This is a genomic window from Azospirillum sp. UENF 312511 (assembly GCF_058780635.1).
On sequence record NZ_JBSNCG010000001.1, the window covers coordinates 213,449 to 230,000 of the forward strand.

General features: G+C 69.7%; 14 protein-coding genes (1 of these 14 only partly in view). 8 read left to right on the forward strand and 6 right to left on the reverse strand.

Annotation, left to right across the window (positions count from 1 at the left end; translation table 11 throughout):
• Positions 1 to 416 precede the first annotated feature (416 nt).
• The 4 genes from ACWPN7_RS01040 (at position 417) to ACWPN7_RS01055 (ending at position 5,431) form a co-directional block, all read left to right on the forward strand.
• Positions 417 to 1,805 carry a CmpA/NrtA family ABC transporter substrate-binding protein gene (locus tag ACWPN7_RS01040; protein WP_459197642.1) on the forward strand — a complete coding sequence of 463 codons (1,389 nt, stop codon included), beginning with the start codon at positions 417 to 419 and terminating at the stop codon, positions 1,803 to 1,805.
• A gap of 218 nt (positions 1,806 to 2,023) precedes the next feature.
• The gene (locus ACWPN7_RS01045) at positions 2,024 to 3,115 is read left to right on the forward strand and encodes an ABC transporter permease (RefSeq protein WP_040133914.1); all 1,092 of its coding nucleotides are present in this window, start codon (positions 2,024 to 2,026) and stop codon (positions 3,113 to 3,115) included.
• Positions 3,116 to 3,128: 13 nt separating this feature from the next.
• On the forward strand, positions 3,129 to 4,793 hold the full coding sequence (locus ACWPN7_RS01050; protein ID WP_459197643.1) for an ABC transporter ATP-binding protein: 1,665 nt from the start codon (positions 3,129 to 3,131) through the stop codon (positions 4,791 to 4,793).
• Between the two features lie 47 nt (positions 4,794 to 4,840).
• Positions 4,841 to 5,431 carry an ANTAR domain-containing response regulator gene (locus ACWPN7_RS01055; RefSeq protein ID WP_040133916.1) on the forward strand — a complete coding sequence of 197 codons (591 nt, stop codon included), beginning with the start codon at positions 4,841 to 4,843 and terminating at the stop codon, positions 5,429 to 5,431.
• A gap of 122 nt (positions 5,432 to 5,553) precedes the next feature.
• Here the strand turns inward: ACWPN7_RS01055 and ACWPN7_RS01060 are convergent, their stop codons facing one another.
• The 3 genes from ACWPN7_RS01060 to ACWPN7_RS01070 form a co-directional block, all read right to left on the reverse strand.
• The gene (locus ACWPN7_RS01060; protein WP_081863073.1) at positions 5,554 to 5,808 is read right to left on the reverse strand and encodes a DUF4167 domain-containing protein; all 255 of its coding nucleotides are present in this window, start codon (positions 5,806 to 5,808) and stop codon (positions 5,554 to 5,556) included.
• Positions 5,809 to 5,869: 61 nt separating this feature from the next.
• Positions 5,870 to 6,178 carry a hypothetical protein gene (locus ACWPN7_RS01065; RefSeq protein ID WP_081863074.1) on the reverse strand — a complete coding sequence of 103 codons (309 nt, stop codon included), beginning with the start codon at positions 6,176 to 6,178 and terminating at the stop codon, positions 5,870 to 5,872.
• Between the two features lie 123 nt (positions 6,179 to 6,301).
• On the reverse strand, positions 6,302 to 6,700 hold the full coding sequence (locus tag ACWPN7_RS01070) for a RidA family protein (RefSeq protein WP_040133918.1): 399 nt from the start codon (positions 6,698 to 6,700) through the stop codon (positions 6,302 to 6,304).
• A gap of 102 nt (positions 6,701 to 6,802) precedes the next feature.
• Between ACWPN7_RS01070 and ACWPN7_RS01075 the strand changes: the two genes are divergently transcribed.
• The 3 genes from ACWPN7_RS01075 (at position 6,803) to ACWPN7_RS01085 (ending at position 9,098) form a co-directional block, all read left to right on the forward strand.
• Entirely contained in the window at positions 6,803 to 7,711 is a 909-nt protein-coding gene (locus tag ACWPN7_RS01075; RefSeq protein WP_459197644.1) for a LysR family transcriptional regulator, read from the forward strand.
• An 81-nt stretch (positions 7,712 to 7,792) separates the two neighbouring features.
• Positions 7,793 to 8,509: a YoaK family protein gene (locus ACWPN7_RS01080; RefSeq protein ID WP_014197976.1), complete on the forward strand. Its 717-nt coding sequence runs from the start codon at positions 7,793 to 7,795 to the stop codon at positions 8,507 to 8,509.
• Between the two features lie 52 nt (positions 8,510 to 8,561).
• Positions 8,562 to 9,098: a mismatch-specific DNA-glycosylase gene (locus ACWPN7_RS01085; protein WP_103041432.1), complete on the forward strand. Its 537-nt coding sequence runs from the start codon at positions 8,562 to 8,564 to the stop codon at positions 9,096 to 9,098.
• Between the two features lie 40 nt (positions 9,099 to 9,138).
• Here ACWPN7_RS01085 and ACWPN7_RS01090 read toward each other — a convergent pair whose 3' ends face one another.
• Entirely contained in the window at positions 9,139 to 10,020 is an 882-nt protein-coding gene (locus ACWPN7_RS01090; RefSeq protein ID WP_040133921.1) for a ParB/RepB/Spo0J family partition protein, read from the reverse strand.
• Positions 10,010 to 11,029 carry a ParA family protein gene (locus ACWPN7_RS01095; RefSeq protein WP_014197973.1) on the reverse strand — a complete coding sequence of 340 codons (1,020 nt, stop codon included), beginning with the start codon at positions 11,027 to 11,029 and terminating at the stop codon, positions 10,010 to 10,012. The genes ACWPN7_RS01090 and ACWPN7_RS01095 overlap by 11 nt, the downstream gene beginning before the upstream one ends.
• A 1,093-nt stretch (positions 11,030 to 12,122) precedes the next feature.
• Here ACWPN7_RS01095 and ACWPN7_RS01100 point away from each other — a divergent pair.
• Complete coding sequence (locus ACWPN7_RS01100) at positions 12,123 to 13,094, forward strand: replication protein RepA (RefSeq protein ID WP_014197970.1); 972 nt, start codon at positions 12,123 to 12,125, stop codon at positions 13,092 to 13,094.
• 92 nt (positions 13,095 to 13,186) lie between these two features.
• Here the strand turns inward: ACWPN7_RS01100 and ACWPN7_RS01105 are convergent, their stop codons facing one another.
• Positions 13,187 to 16,552: the 3' portion of an AAA family ATPase gene (locus ACWPN7_RS01105; protein WP_459197645.1), read on the reverse strand. 402 nt of this gene lie beyond the right edge of the window; only the last 3,366 of its 3,768 coding nucleotides appear in the window; its start codon lies off the right edge, out of view; the stop codon is at positions 13,187 to 13,189.

A 16,552-nucleotide genomic window follows, 5' to 3' on the forward strand; every position in this document is an offset into this window, starting at 1 on the left:
CGCGGGACGGGAACGCCGGGACCGGAACACGCGCTTTTGGCTCGCTTCGATCAAAAAGCGGTCCGAAAGCCGACAATTTGTGCAATGCGTCACCACCAAGGTACTAGCACAAAGAATAGGCAACTCGCGTCAAAGCCGCAGAAACAAAGACCTTTGGCTCTGTTTGGGCGTCCATTCAGCCTTTGGCATGGTCCTTGCGAGAGGAGCGGCGGGACGCGCCAACGGCGGTGCGTCCATCCCATACGCCCAAGGTTGGGCCCCTCGGCACCGTCGCTGACCCGGTTCGACAGCCCTTCATGGCTGGAGAGCCCTCAACGGCGCGTCGCCGGTGGGGCGTTGGATCGAGGTCGGGCATGCCGCGGGGGTCCGGAACGAGAGATGGAGCGACCAACGTGACGCGAGACGTGACCCGAGACGTGATCCGACTTCCCGCCTCCCCCCGCACCGCCCTGCTGTCCGCCGCCGCCACGCTGGCGTTGATGCTCGAGTCCGCCCAGGCCGCTCCGCTCGACGTGGAGAAGGACCAGCTCAAGCTGGGCTTCATCAAGCTGACCGACATGGCCCCGCTCGCCATCGCCGCAGAGAAGGGCTTCTTCGAGGACGAGGGCCTGTCGGTGACGCTGGAACCGCAGGCCAACTGGAAGGTGCTGCTCGACCGCGTCATCTCCGGGGAGCTGGACGGCGCCCACATGCTGGCCGGCCAGCCGCTGGGGGCCACCATCGGCTTCGGCACCCAGGCCAACGTGGTGACCGCCTTCTCGATGGACCTGAACGGCAACGGCATCACCCTGTCGAACGAGGTGTGGGAGCGGATGAAGCCCAACCTGCCCAAGGGGCCGGACGGCAAGCCGCTGCACCCGATCAAGGCCGACGCGCTGAAGCCGGTCATCGCCCAGTACCGGGCGGAGGGCAAGCCCTTCACCATGGGCATGGTCTTCCCCGTCTCCACCCACAATTACGAGCTTCGCTACTGGCTGGCCGCCGGCGGCATCAACCCCGGCTACTACGCGCCCAACGACGTGTCGGGGCAGATCCAGGCCGACGCCCTGCTGTCGGTCACCCCGCCGCCGCAGATGCCGGCAACCCTGGAGGCCGGGACCATCTTCGGCTACAGCGTCGGCGAGCCGTGGAACCAGCAGGCGGTGATGAAGGGCATCGGCGTGCCGGTCATCACCGACACCGAGATCTGGAGGAACAACCCGGAGAAGGTCTTCGGCGTCACCGAGGGCTGGGCCGCCAAGAATCCCAAGACCCATCTGGCGCTGGTCAAGGCGCTGATCCGCGCCGCCATGTGGCTGGACGAGAACGACAACGCCAACCGCGCCGAAGCGGTGAAGATCCTGGCGAAATCGGAGTATGTGGGGGCCGACGCCAAGGTCATCGCCAATTCGATGACCGGCACCTTCGAGTATGAGAAGGGCGACAAGCGGGCGGTTCCCGACTTCAACGTCTTCTTCCGCTACAACGCCACCTATCCCTTCTACTCCGACGCCGTCTGGTACCTGACGCAGATGCGCCGCTGGGGCCAGATCGCCGAGGCCAAGCCGGACAGCTGGTACGACGAGACCGCCCGCAAGGTCTACAAGCCGGAGATCTACCTGAAGGCCGCGCGGCTGCTGGTGGAGGAGGGCAAGGCCAAGGAGGCCGACTTCCCCTGGGCCAGCGACGGCTACAAGCCGCTGGACAACGGATTCATCGACGGCATCGCCTACGACGGCCGCAAGCCCAACGAGTACCTGACGAAGCTGCCCATCGGCCTGAAGGGCGGGCAGGCGCTGCAGGGTGGGCAACTGGTCGGCGGTTGAGACTGCGGACTTCCGATACTCGCGCCGTGGTCGCGACGGGCCCCCACCCTAACCCTCCCCCGCTCTCGGCGGACCAAAGGTCCGCCTGCCGCGTCAGCGCAAACCTCTGGTTTGCGCGAGAGCTGACGCAGGGGAGGGGACAGACACCCTCTCCCGCCCAGCGGGGGAGGGCCGGGGTGGGGGCCGCGGCGCCCCGCGCCAAACAGAAAGATCACCCCATGACCAGCGTGACCGAAGCCTCCACCCTCTCCTCCGCCGAGGCGATGCGCGCCCGGCGCAAGGCCCGTCTCGCCCACGCGCTCAACCGCACCGCCGCCACCCTGCAGATCGTCGGACTCGGCTGGCTCAGCCCGCTGCTCCGCATGGCCGCAGGCGACAGCCCGCGCCAGCAGGGGCGGGAGCTGTGGCAGCAGATGGGCGTGCCGCTGACCGCCCTGATGCTGTTCCTCGCCGCCTGGGCGTGGCTGGCGCCGCAGGTGAACACCAGCCTGGGCGCCATCCCCGGCCCGGCCCAGGTGTGGGAGCAGGTGGGCGTCCTCCACGCCGACCATCAGGCCGAACGCGCCAAGGAGGCCGCCTTCTACGACCGGCAGGCCAAGCGCAACGCCGAGCTGTTGGCGAAGGACCCGGCGGCCGAGGTGAAGACCCGGCCCTACGCCGGCAAGCCGACCTATCTCGACCAGATCGTCACCAGCCTGAAGACGGTCTTCACCGGCTTCCTGCTCGGTGCGCTGATCGCGGTGCCGTTGGGCGTGGCCTGCGGCCTGTCCCGCACGGTCAACGCGGCGATGAACCCGCTGATCCAGATCTTCAAGCCGGTGTCGCCGCTGGCCTGGCTGCCGCTGGTCACCATGGTGGTCAGCGCCACGGTGTCGAGCGACAACCCGACCTTCGAGAAGTCCTTCCTGACCTCCGCCGTCACGGTGACGCTCTGCTCGCTGTGGCCGACGCTGATCAACACGGCGGTCGGCGTGTCGTCCATCGACAAGGACCTGATGAATGTGGGCAAGGTGCTGCAGCTCTCCGGCCCGACGATGGTGCGCCGGCTCGTGCTGCCCTCGGCGCTGCCCTACATCTTCACCGGCCTGCGGCTGTCGCTGGGCGTGGGCTGGATGGTGCTGATCGCGGCGGAGATGCTGGCCCAGAATCCCGGCCTCGGAAAGTTCGTGTGGGACGAGTTCCAGAACGGCTCCTCCAACTCGCTCGCCCGCATCATGGTGGCGGTCTTCACCATCGGTCTGATCGGCTTCCTGCTCGACCGCGTCATGCTGGCCTTCCAGGCCGCCGTTTCCCACACAGGCACCCGCTGAGGAGTCCCCGAGCATGGCCATCCTTGAGCTGAAGACCGTCGCGAAGTCCTACGGCGGGACCGAGGTGCTGCGCGGCATCGACCTGTCCATCGCAGAGGGGGAGTTCGTCGCCATCGTCGGCTTCTCCGGCGCCGGCAAGACCACGCTGGTCAACCTGATGGGCGGGCTGGCGGCACCCGACGCGGGGGAGGTGCTGTTCCGCGGCACGCCGGTGCGCGGGCCGGGGGCGGAGCGCGGCGTCGTGTTCCAGAACTACTCGCTGATGCCCTGGCTCAGCGTGAAGGACAACGTGGCGCTGGCCGTGGACGCCGTGCACAAGGGCAAACCGTCGCCGGAGCGCGGCGTGCTCACCCGCCGGGCGGTGGAGACGGTGGGTCTGGGCCACGCCACCGACCGCCGCCCCAAGGAGCTGTCGGGCGGCATGCGCCAGCGCGTCGGCTTCGCCCGCGCGCTCGCCATGAGCCCGGAGGTGCTGCTGCTCGACGAGCCGCTGTCGGCGCTGGACGCGCTGACCCGCGCCAAGCTCCAGGACGAGATCGAGGCGATCTGGCGCAAGGACCGCAAGACCGTCGTCCTCATCACCAACGACGTGGACGAGGCCATCCTGCTGGCCGACCGCATCGTCCCGCTGACGCCCGGTCCGGGGGCGACGCTCGGCCCGGCCTTCGCGGTGGACCTGCCGCGTCCGCGCGACCGCACCGCCGTGAACCACGATCCGGACTTCAAGCGTCTGCGCGCCGAGGTCACGGCGTGGCTGATGGAGGCCGGGGCCAGCCGCGCCGCCGCCGCGGTTGACGAGACTCTTCCCACGCCGAAGGCGACGCCGATCACCGCCGCCCCGCCGCCAAAATCCTATTTGGCCAGCCAGCCCGGCGGCCTGTCCGACGACCGCTACGTTGAGTTCAGCCGGGTCACCAAGACCTACCCGACGCCAAAGGGGCCGCTGACCGTCGTGGACGGCTTCGACCTGAAGATGCGCAAGGGGGAGTTCATCTCCCTGATCGGCCATTCGGGCTGCGGCAAGTCCACCGTGCTGTCGATGGTCGCCGGGCTGGCCGACGTCTCCAGTGGCGGCATCGTTCTGGACGGCAAGGAGGTCGTCGGCGCCGGTCCTGACCGCGCGGTGGTCTTCCAGGCGCCCAGCCTGTTCCCCTGGCTGACCGCGCTGGAGAACGTCATGCTGGGGGTCGACCGCGTCTACCCGCAGGCCGGCCGGGGGGAGCGCGACGACATCGCCCGTTACTACCTGTCGCGCGTCGGGCTGGGCGACGCCATGCACAAGACCGCGGCGGAGCTGTCCAACGGCATGAAGCAGCGCGTCGGCATCGCGCGGGCCTTCGCCCTGTCGCCGAAGCTGCTGCTGCTGGACGAGCCCTTCGGCATGCTGGACAGCCTGACCCGCTGGGAGCTTCAGGAGGTGCTGATGGAGGTGTGGGCGCGCACCCAGGTCACCGCCATCTGCGTCACCCACGACGTCGACGAGGCGATCCTGCTGGCCGACCGTGTGGTGATGATGTCCAACGGGCCGAACGCCCGCATCGGCCACATCCTGGAGGTGGACATCCCCCACCCCCGGACCCGGCAGGCCCTGCTGGAGCACCCCCGTTACTACGCCTACCGGGAGGAGTTGCTGAACTTCCTGGAAGGCGGGCACCACGGGACGGTGAAAGCGGCGTGACGTGGGTGGCGTGACGTGGGCTGCGTGACGGGGAGGGCGGAGCGGCCATGGCGAACAAACCCCTGACCATTCTGGTGGTCGGCCCCGACGCCGACGCCACGCGGCCGGTGGAGACCGGCTTGGCCGCGGCGGCGGGCCGCGACCGGATCGCCCTGCTCCATGGCGTCGCCGATCTGCCCGCCCGCGTCGCCGCGCTGGCGCCGGACGCCGTCGTCGCTGTTTTGGAAACATCGGATGCCGCGACGCTGGACGGCGTCTTCCAACTGGCCCGGTCCGCCGCCTGCGCCGTCGTCCTGTTCGCCGACCGGGCGCCGCCGGGGGCCGCGGCGCGGGCGGCGGAGGCCGGTGTGGCCGCCTTCGTCCTCGACGGGCTGCACCCCGCCCGCGTGCGGCCGATCCTGGAAACCGCGCTCGCCAGATTCGCTGCATTTGAAACGCTGAAACGCGAACGCGACGAGGCGCGCTCGCAGCTCGCCGACCGCAAGCTGATCGAGCGGGCGAAGGGCATTCTGATGCAGCAGAAGTCCCTGACGGAGGAGGCGGCCTACACCGCCTTGCGCAAGGCCGCCATGAAGCAGGGGCGCCGGGTCGCCGAGATCGCGCAAAGCGTCATCACCGCCGCCCAGATCGAGCTGTGACGCGTTTCAAATCAAGCGCTTCGGGCAAGGATTATACCGAACCGCCGCTTTGCTTCCCAGACCGGAGGATGCGCATCCGGACGGCCCCCTGACGGTGGGCCGGCGACGCCTTGGGGTTCGCCTCAGGGTTCGTTGCGGCCGTTGGCCACACGGAACCAGTGCTCCGCGTGCTGACGGCAGGTTTCGGCTTCGACGGCATCGCCGGACCGCTCGGCATCGACGGCGCGGGCAAGCCACTGGCCGTGCTTCTGCTGGGCGGAACCGTTGAGCTTCTGGTGCGCTCGCGCCGGGTCTCCCTGCACAGCTTGCCGTTGGGCCGCTTTGCCGAACCGTGGCTGCCGACGGCCGCGATCGCCCGTCGGATTGTCGAATGGCATGAACGTTGATCCTCGAGTGGTCCGCAGACCGTAATCAGGAGCGAAGGACCATCCCGAACCCTCAATCCTGGCGTTGTTTCGTCACACCGGAAAAAGCTCGGAAGGCTTCGGTCACATCATTCATGACCTGCGGGAAGAACGCAACGCGCCCGGCAAGCGGTCCTTCGCTGATCGGCGTGGGACGGGGAAGCGGACGCGGCAAAGGCGGCGGTTTGCCAGGGTCCCGCTCGTCGGCACGCGGAGGCTCGTAGAAATGCAGGGCGAGTTGACCGTTGGATTCGGCGGCGTAAGGAAGGCCGGGCTCGGTCCGGCGCTCCGCACCGGGAAGGACATACTGATCGCCTTGGGCGGTCCATTCTGTCAGCGGCATCCAAGACACCCCCTGCACCGGTTGAAGCCTCGCCCAACCTATCAGGTTTCCAGCAATCCGCTCCAGCGAATAGGGCGGATTGCCGGACGTGCGCAGTGGTAGGGGGGCAAAGCCAACGGCGGCTCAGGTGGCCTGTGGCAGCCGGGCGATCACCTTGATCTCGAAATCGAAGCCGGCGAGCCAGTTCACGCCGACCGCGGTCCAGTTGGGATAGGGCTTGCGAGGAAACGCCTTGTCCTTGACGGCCAGGACGGTCTCGAACTGGGCCTCCGGATCGGTGTGGAACGTCGTCACGTCCACGATGTCGTCGAAGGTGGCGCCGGCCGCCTTCAGAACCTCGCGAAGATTGTCGAAGGCCAGCTGAACCTGCGTCGCGAAGTCGGGCTCGGGCGAGCCGTCCTCACGGCCGCCGACCTGCCCCGAAACGAAGAGCAGATCGCCGGACCGGATGGCGGCGGAATAGCGGTGGATTTCGTAGAGCGCCTGCCGGCCGGCAGGAAAGAGGGCGTCGCGCTTGGACATTGACGTCTCCCGTTCGGATTGGATCTGGAGCAGGAGATAGCAGCCACGGGGATGCGCGATTAGACGTTGAAATCGGCACGGGCTGATGCAAAATCGCCATCAATGACGCGTCCCTCCCTGAACGATCTCAGCGCCTTCGTGGCCGTTGCCACCCACCGCAGCTTTCGCCGCGCGGCGGATGAGCTGGGAACGGCGCCGTCCACGCTGAGCCACGCGATGCGCGGTCTGGAGGATCGGCTCGGCGTTCGGCTCCTCAACCGCACGACCCGCAGCGTCTCGCCGACCGAAGCGGGGCTTGAGCTGCTCGGCCGCCTGACTGTTGCGCTGACGTCCCTGGACGAAGCGCTCGACGCCGTCACCGCCTTTCGCGGCAACGTCGCCGGCCGGGTTCGGATCAACGCGCCACGCGTGGCCGCGGCGGTTCTCGTCCGCGGCGCCCTTCCCCGCATGGTCGAGCGGTTTCCCGACGTGACGGTGGACATCGTCGTCGAGGGGCGGTTGATCGACATCGTGTCCGGCGGCTTCGACGCCGGCGTCCGCCTGATCGACTCCATCCCGAAGGACATGATTGCGGTGCCCTTCCCGGACCCGATCGGTTTCGTCTGCGTCGCCTCCCCCGCCTATCTCGACCACGCCGGGGAACCGACGACGCCGGACGAACTCCAGCACCATCGCTGCATCGGTCACCGCCTGCCGGGCGGCCGGCTGTACCGGTGGGAGTTCGAGCGGGCTGGGCAGGAGTTGACGGTCGACGTCAATGGACCGGTGGTTCTCGACGACGAGGAGTTGATGGCGGACGCCGCCGCGCAGGGGCTGGGGATCGCCTATGTGGCGAATTGGGCCGCCGACGCCGCGCTGGCGGAGGGGCGGCTGCGGACCGTCCTGCCCGCCTGGATGCACAAGCCGGAGCGGGCGGCGGTGTACTACCCCGGGCACCGCGCCGTGCCGCCGGCCCTGCGGGCGCTCCTCGACATCGTCAAGACCATGCCGGTCGGTACGGGAACGCATTGATGACCCCACAAACCAGCGGGTCCCCGACGCCTGCGGTCGCCACTATGATGGCGCCCCGTTTGGTTCAGGGAGTGGTGGGGCATGCTGGTCCGGCAGGGTGAACATCGTGGCGTGTCGGCGGACCGCAGCCTGGCCTGGTCGCTGGCGGGCATCGCCGGCGCCGTCAACGCCGCGGGATTTTACGCCGCCGGCCTCTATTCCTCGCACATGACCGGCACCGTCTCGACCATGGCCGATCATCTGGCGCTGGGCGAGATGGGCGCCTTCGGCATGGCGCTGGCCATCGTGGCGACCTTCATCGCCGGGGCGATGGTGTCGGCGATGCTCATCAACGCCGGGCAGCGCCGCGGCCTGTCGGCGATCTACGCCTACAGCGTCTGCCTGGAAGCCCTGCTGCTCGCCGGGCTCGGCGCCGCCGACGTCTGGCTGCACGAGCTTCGCGGCGCCGCGCTGGTCATGGGATTGAGCTTCCTGATGGGGTTGCAGAACGCCATCGTCACGCGCATCTCCAACGCCCGCGTCCGCACCACCCACGTCACCGGCATGATCACCGACATCGGGATCGAGCTGGGCAACCTGATCGACGATCTCTACCACCGCAACGGCCGGGATCGCGTCCGGGTGACGCTCGACAAGCTGAAGACGCATCTGCCGACCGTCGGCTCCTTCTTCCTGGGTGGCGTGCTGGGCGTGCTGGGCTACAGCGCCTGGGGCGCCATGCTGTTCGTGACGCTGGCGGCCATCCTCGCCGGCTTCGCCGCCCCGGTGATTCTCGCCGAATGGCGGACGGCGGAGTAGGGGCGTTTCAAATTCAGCGTTGCCGGACGCCCTTTTTCACTGTTGACGCAACATGACCGATTCCGAAGGCCCGATCCCCGACATCATCGCCCCCGGCCTGAACGTTTTGTTCGTCGGCTTCAACCCCGGAACGCGCTCCGGCCAGCTCGGCCACAATTACGCGGGGCGGGGCAACCAGTTCTGGAAGCTGCTGGCGGAGGCCGGCCTGACGCCGCGCCTGCTGCGCCCGGAGGAGGACCGGCTGTTGCCGGAGTTCGGGCTGGGGTCCACCAACCTCGTGGCGCGGGCGACGCCGAGCGCCGCCGATCTCAGCCGGGCGGAACTGCGCGGCGGCGCGCCGCGGCTGCGCGCGCTGGTCGCGGAATTCCGGCCGCGGGTGATCGCCTACACGGGGAAGGGGGTCTATCTCGCCGCCGCGGATCGCGACCGGGCGGAGTGGGGGGTGCAGCCGGACAGCCTGTTCGATGGTCCGGTGGATGTCGTGCTGCCCTCGCCCAGCGGGCTCGCCCGCCTGCCCTTCGCGGAAAAGCTGCGCTGGTTCTGCGAGGTCAAGCGGGTCATCGACGCTGAAGTTGACACCCGCCGCTGACGTCAGCGGGTGTCCGTTACAAATTCAGCGTTGCCGATGGTCAGGCCAGCAGCTCGTCGAGAAGGGCGTGGAGGCGGCGCAGCTCCTGCCATTGCGCCTCGCTGAGCTGCTTGCGGTGCGCCCGCAGTTCCCCAGCGTCGACGGTGGAAAAGTCCTTGGCGATGCGTTGGACGGCGGAGACGAAACGCACCGCCGGGGCCGGCTGAACCCGCGCCGCCGCTGCGGAATCCGGCTCGCCGCCGCCCATCTGGGCCCGCTTGGCCTCGCGCAGCGCCTTGACGGTGCCGCCGTCCTTGATGGTGTCCCACAGCTTCCGCTGCAGGACCGGATCGTCCACCGCGGCAATCTCCGTCAGGATGCTTTTCGGGACGGAGCGGTGGCGCGTTTCAAATTCAGCGACGATATCCGCCGGCAGTCGCAGCAGCGACAGGGTGCGCGTCACCTCCGCCTGGCTGCGCCCGATCACCTGCCCCAGCGCCTCGTGCGTGTAGTCGTGCCGCTCGATCAGCCGGGCGAAGGCGCGGGCCAGTTCCATGGCGTCGAGGTCGACGCGCTGGATGTTCTCGATCAGCGCCAGCTCGTCCGGGTCGCCGTCGGTGACGATGGCGAAGATGGTCTGGCGCCCAGCCAGCCCGCAGGCGCGCAGACGCCGCTCACCGGCGATCAGCCGGTAGTCGCCGTCGCCGAGATCCTGCACGAGAACCGGCTGCTTCAGCCCGTGACGGGCGATGGAGTTGGCCAGCTCCTGCAGCGACTGGTCGTCGAAATGGCGGCGCGGCTGGTCGGGATTGGGGTGCACCCGGTCGAGATCGACCTCGATCAGCCGCGGGAAGTCGGCGGAGAGCCCGAACAGCGCGTCCCCGCCGCGCTGCGCCGCCTTGTCGAAAATGCGGGTGCTGGTCCGTTCGAGTTTACGAGACATGGGCGTCTTCCGCAGTCTGGAGGTGGGCGGCCAGTTCGCGCGCCAGTTCGCCGTAGGCCTGGACGCTGTTGGAATTCGGATCGGCCTCGATGGCCGGACGGCCGGCGCCCGACGCCTGGGCGAACAGGGTGGCGCGCGGAACCGCGTTCAGAACGCGGGTGCGCCCCTCGTAATGCTCCTGAATCTCGCGCAGGCTGGCCTGATCTTGCGTCAAGCGCGACGAGAACATGGTCGGCAGGATGCCGAAGATGTTCAGCGAAGGGTTCGAGCGGCGGCGGATCTTGGCGATGGTTTCCAGCAGCAGCGGCACGCCGAGCCCGGCGAACACCTCCGTCTGCACGGGAATCAGCACGAGATCGCTGGCCGCCAGCGCGTTGATGGTGAGAAGGCCGAGGTTGGGCGGGCAGTCGATCACGATGACATCGTAACGGTTCCGCACCTCCGCCAGCTTCTCCTTAAGGACCAGCGAGTTGTCCGGCTCGGCCACCAGCTCCGTCTCCGCCGCGGCCAGCCCGATGCTGGAGGGGGCGAGCATGACGGCGCCGCCGCACACCGGCTGGAGGATGCTGTCGAAGGACGCCCCGCCGCGCACCACATTATAGATGCCCTTGCGCTGGGTTTCGATCTCGCCGGGGTCAAGCCCCATATGGACCGTGGCGTTGCCCTGGGGATCGCTGTCGAGAAGCATCACCTTCAGGCCCAGCGTGGACAGCGCGTAGGACAGGTTGACCGCCGTCGTCGTCTTACCGACGCCACCCTTCTGATTCGCCACAGCCACCACGGCGCGTTGCATCTTGGGCACCCCGGCGTTCTGCGGCACGGCGGCCATGCCGCCCTGGCCCGCCAGGAAACCGGCGACCTGCTGGGGGATGCGCTCCGCCCCGCTTTCCCACCGGCTGATCCGGGAACGGTCGTAGCGGCGATTCAGTGCGCCGTTGAGCCATGTCGCGAAGCTCAACTGGTCCTCGGCACGCCGTTCGCGGATGGCGCGCAGTTCTTCCCCGTTCATCGGGCCTCCGGCTTTCCCTGTGTGAGGTCCTTTCTTGCAAAATGTGACGCAACTGGTCAAGTCGGAGCGCACCGAATTGCGTCAAATGGCGATGGGAGCGGGGGTCATGCGACGTCGTATGGGACTATGGTCATAGAAAAACGCCGCCATTGTCGGCCATTCCGCGCGGCGGAAAACCGTTCCGGTGGCGAATCGACCGGGACCCCGTCAAGCCCATTTTCCAAAGCGTTACCAATTCAGCGTTGGCTGGCGGGAGCGATTTCGATTCGGGCCTTGAATCGCCTGGATTCTGATGTTTCAAATTCAGCGTTGGTCTTCGATTCGCTGGTTTGTGTGGGCGTTGCAAGATCTGCGCGAGACTCGTCGAGTCGGCTAAGCCCTGGAAAGCCTTGGGTTTCCGAGTCGAATGTTACCAATTCAGCGTTGGACGCGAGTCGCCTTTGTTTCATATTCAGCGTCGGGTTCGGTTGACAGTTGACGGTCCTGGCCTGGAACCCTTGGCCGGGGGTGATGCTCGTCCTGGTGGAGGATAAGGGCCCGAATCACCCTCGAATGCCCGGTTGGCGATTCTCCGTCCCTGCCGACGTTGCGTTTTCAGCGAAGGGGGTCGCGCCAGCACCCGCGCAACCGGTCTAACCGGAGAATCCTATAGGGACTCATATAGGACATGGTTGCGAGTTCAGCGTGGATAACCGCCTTTCGTGACTCGTCTTCAGCGTGGATGAGCGAGTCCCCGTTGCGACTTCGGCGTCCCTGCCGTTGCGGAGTCAGCGTGCCGATCCGGCCGGTTTCGCCCGCTGCGATTCCAACTCAGCGTGGACAAGCCCGTTCGGCTGTGGACAAGCGACCCTCCGGCCCTGAACGCTCCGTTGGCGACGCTGATTTTGAAACGGCCGCTCGAACGTCGGCTCGGCGGTGGCCGGCAGGGCAGGGGGTGGCCGGGCCGCAAAAGGCCGCTTCGCTGAAGTTGAGTCGGAATCTGCAGCTTCCGTTGCAACTTCAGCGATTCATGGGATGGACGCGCTTCACAGCCACCACATTTTGTGTTTTCTGAAATGACAGGAACGTGACCGAACGAGGCCGGAGGGGTCCCATGGCGAAAATCCACGAGCAGCTTACCCTGGAGGGATTCGAGGCGGTTCTTGCCCGCACCGAAGACCCCAAGGAGCGCCGCCGTGTGATGATGGCCCATGAAGCGCTGTCCAACGAAATGGACGCGATCGGCTATCTCCACGCCGGCTTCTGCCAAGCCTCCCTGCCGCACCGCAAGCCCAAGGACGAGACCGCCCCCTGGGTGCGCAACAACGGCAAGTACCAGCTCGTCGTCCGTCCCGGCATCCTGCCGCTGCGCGACGGCACGGTCCTGGACGTCGGCGTTCCCTACGGCGCCAAGGCGCGCCTGATCATGATCTACCTGCAGACCGAGGCCCGCAAGACGCGCAGCGCCCACGTCGATCTGGGGCCGAGCATGAGCGCGTGGCTGCGCCGTCTCGGGCTGGCCCCGACGGGCGGCGAGCGCGGCAACTACAAGCCGGTGCGCGAGCAGGTGCTGCGGATCGCCCGTAGCGAATTCACGTTGCGCACCACCACCGGCCCCTCGACGGCGGAGATTTCCGACCAGCGCCTGATCGACGGCATCAAGCTGTGGCGGGACGAGGAGGACACGCCCGACCTGTTCCGCACCGGCGGCGAATGGGTGCGCTTCGTCCGCCTGACCCAGAGCTTCTTCGAGCATCTGATGGAACACGCCGTCCCGCTGGACGAGCACGCCATCGCCAAGCTGAAGAACTCCGCCCTGGCGCTCGACGCCTATGTCTGGCTGGTCCACCGCCTGCACCGTCTGGACAAGCAGACGGTGGTTCCCTGGCACGCCCTGTCGCAGCATTTCGGTTCGGTGAGCGAGCACCGCGTCCTGGCCTTCCGCCTGAAGGAAGCGCTGAAGGACGTCATGGCCGTCTATCCCGACGCCAACATCGAGCCGACCTCCAAGGGCCTCGTCCTGCGCCCCTCGGCGCCGGCCGTGCCGTCGAACAAGCATCTCGTCCTGCGCCCCGTCCGCGGCTGACGGACGACTGGTCGGGCGTCGGGGACGGAAACACGGAGGAGGGTCCTCGTGTGTCCGTGTCCCCATGGTGATCCCACACCGCCCAAGCGCCCCTACAGGGGCAGCAGCAGTTCCCGCACCGCCGCCGCGTCCGGGGACGGTGCCGCCAGCGTCCCGCGGGTCACCGTCACGGCGCTGCGCCCGCCGCCCTGCGGGAGGACGCGCACCTGCACGCCGATCCGCTCCACCAGCGCCGGGACATGGCTGATGACGCCGACCTGCCGCCCGGTGGCCTGGAGCGCCTCCAGGCAGGACAGCGCCAGATCCAGGCTGCTGGGGTCCAGCGTGCCGAACCCCTCGTCGATGAACAGCGTGCCGATCCCGCCGCCGCCGCCTCCCGCCATGGCCGACAGGCCGAGCGCCAGGGCCAGCGACACCAGGAACATCTCGCCCCCGGACAGGCTGTGCACGCCGCGCCGCTCGTCGCCCATCTCGCCGTCCACCACCTGGATCTCCAGGTCGGCCCCGCCGACCCGCTCCAGCCGGTAGCGGCGGGCGAGATCCGCCAGATAGCGGTTCGCCTGCACCAGCAGCAGGTCGAGGCTGAGGCTCTGGGCGAAGTTGCGCAGCTTCCGCCCGTCGGCCGAGCCGATGAGCTGGGCCATGGTCGCCCACAGCCCCTGCGCCTTGCGCTGCGCCTCCACCCGGTCGAGCACGGCGGCGAGGCGGCCGCGGTTCTCCGTGTCGGCGCGCAGGCGGGCCTGGACCTCGCCCAGCCGGCCGCGAACCTCCTCCAGGCGCCGGCCCAGCTCGACGACGGCCTCGCCGGCCTCCGCGGCGCCGACGGCGGGGCGTCCGGCGGTGTGGTGCTCCTGCCGCAGCCGCGCCCGTTCGGCCGCCACAAGCGCGTCCTCGCGCCGCGCCGACTCGAGGGCGGCCAGCGCCCGTTCCTCCCCGGCCAGCCACTCCTCGTCCCGGACCAGATGCGCCCGCGCGTCGCCCACCGTCACGCCGCAGCGCTCTGCGGTGGCGGCCAGGGCGTCGGCCGCCGCTTCCGCCTCGGCGGTGCAGCGGCGCGCGGAGTCGCCCCGCGTGGCGACGGTCTGCTCCGCCGCCGACAGGCGGGCCGCCGCGTCCTGCCGGGCGATCGTGGCCTGTTCGACCAGGGCCTCCGCCCGCTGGCAGGCGTCGGCCAGTTCCTTCTTCACCGCGGCCACCGCCCGTCCGTCCAGCAGGGACGCCCGTGCCGAGCGCCGTTCCCCCAGCGTCGCGGCGAGCCCCTCGCACCGCCGCCGCGCCGCCCGCTCGGCCTGCCGCGCCCCCTCCAGCTCCGCCGCCTTGGCGCCGGCCTGCCGTTCCAGGGCCTCCACGTCGCGCAGCGCCCGGGCCAACCCCTCGCGCTGGCGCAGGACGTCGGCGACCCGCCCGCCGAGATGCTCGCGGAACCCCTCGGAATCGCGGTCGAGGTCGTCGGCCCAACCCGCCAACCCGGCGAAGGGCTGGGCCAGTTCCGTCCGCACCGCCTGCCGGGCTTCCGCCGCCTGATCGCGCCGCGCCAGGAACAGGGACTCGGCGTGGCGGGCCGAATCACGCCGTCGGGTCCGCGTTTCGATGGCCCGGTCGGCGTCGGCCAGCGCCGCGTCCCGTTCCCGGCACGCCTGCACCGCCGCGTCGAGCCGTGCCTTGTGGTCCAGCGCCGCCGCCTCGGCCCGCCCAACCTCGGCGAGTTCCGCATCGACGCCGGCCAGCCGCCGGGCGACGGTTTCCGCATCCGGCCCGGTGGGCAGGCCGAAGGTCGGCGCCCGTTCGGCCCAGCGCTTCTCCGTCGCCGCCCGTTCCACCGCCAGGGCGGCCAGCCGCCCGGCCAGACTTCCCGCACGCTCCCGCGCCGCCTTTGCCGCGGCGGTCCGGGCGCCGTGATCCATCGCCAGCTCGGTCACCTCACCGCGCAGGGCGGCGACGTGGCGTTCCTGGTCCTCGGCCAGCCGGTCGAGCGGCGTGTGGCCGGTGCCCCACGGGTGCTCCGCGGCGCCGCAGACCGGGCAGGCCTCGCCGTCCACCAGCTGGGCGCGCAGGGAGGCCACGGTCTCGCTGCGGGCAAGGCGCAGGCGGCGCAGCGCCAGATCCGCCTCCTCCAACGCCGCCCGGCGCTGCTCCAGCCGCGCCTTCGTCTCGCCGGCGCGGGCCTCCTCCTCCGCGGCGGCGGTGCACTGCTGCTCCCCTTCCGCTTCGGTCTCCGCGCTGTCCGTCGCCAGCCGCACGGCCCGCTCCGCCAACTGCGCCAGGGCCGCCAGCCCGTCGCGCCGCTCCGCCAGCGCCGTGCGGCGCCCGCGCAAGGCGTCCAGCGAGTCCACCGTTTCGGCCTTCAGCGCGGCCAGCGTCCGCTCGGCCTCGTCCCGCCGTTCGGCGGCGTCCCGCCGGACGGCGGCAAGGCGGGCCAGCTCCGCCTCATGGGCCGTGACCTCCGCGGCGGCGCGGCCGGCCTCCGCCTCCGCCTCCCGCGCCGCCCTCGCGGAGTCGCGGTGGCGCAGCAGCAGCGAGTCCCAGCGCGCCCATTGGTCGGCCACCGGCCACAGCGCCGTCTGACCGGCCAGCCAGTTCTCCCGCTCCGCCGAGTCGGCACGGGTCCGCTCCAGCGCCGTCCGGGTGGCGCTCCAGCTCTCTCCAATCCCCTTGGCGTCCGCCTCCGCCGTCGCGGCGTCGGCGAGCGCCCCGGCCTGTTGGCCAGCCAGCGCGGCAATCTCGGCGTCCAGGGCGGCGGCCCGCTCCAGCTCCGGTTCGGCGGCATCGACGGCGCCGCGGGCGGCCTCGTAGGCGCCGCGCACCTCGCGATGCCGGGCCTCGGCCTGGGCCAGCCGCTCCTGCGTCTCGGTCACCGCGGCGTGGGCGCGGTCCAGCGCCTCCCGGGCCTCCGACGCCGCCGCGGCGCAGCGGTCCGCCTCGCTCAACCGCACCCGCAGCGGCTGGAGCCGGCGGAGCAGAGCGGCTTCCTCCCGCCGCGCCGCGGCCTCCTGCCAGACCGCTTCGGCCCGTGCGCTCGCCGCGGCGGCATCCGCCTCCGCCTTGGCCAGCCGCGCGTCCTGCTCATGCCAGGCGACGGCGGCTCGGGCCTGCTCGAACGCCGTTTCCTCCCGCCGGACCGCCTCGGCCGCCGCTCCGGCCTCGGCGTCCAGGGCGGCGCGCTCGTCGTCGGTCAGCACGCCGATGCCCGCGCATTGCCCCTCCAGCGCCTCCAGCGCCCTCTGCTCCTCCCGGGAGCGCTCGTGCGCGGCGACGGAGATGCGGGAGTAGATTTCGGTGCCGGTCAGCAGCTCCAGCAGGGCGGAGCGCTCCATCGCCGGAGCCTTGAGGAAATTGGCGAAATCGCCCTGGGCCAGCAGGACGGCGCGGCGGAACTGCTCGAAGCTCAGCCCCAGCCGGGTGGAAATCTCGTCCAGCACGCTGGTCTTGCCGTCGCCCAGCCGCTTGCCATCGACAAG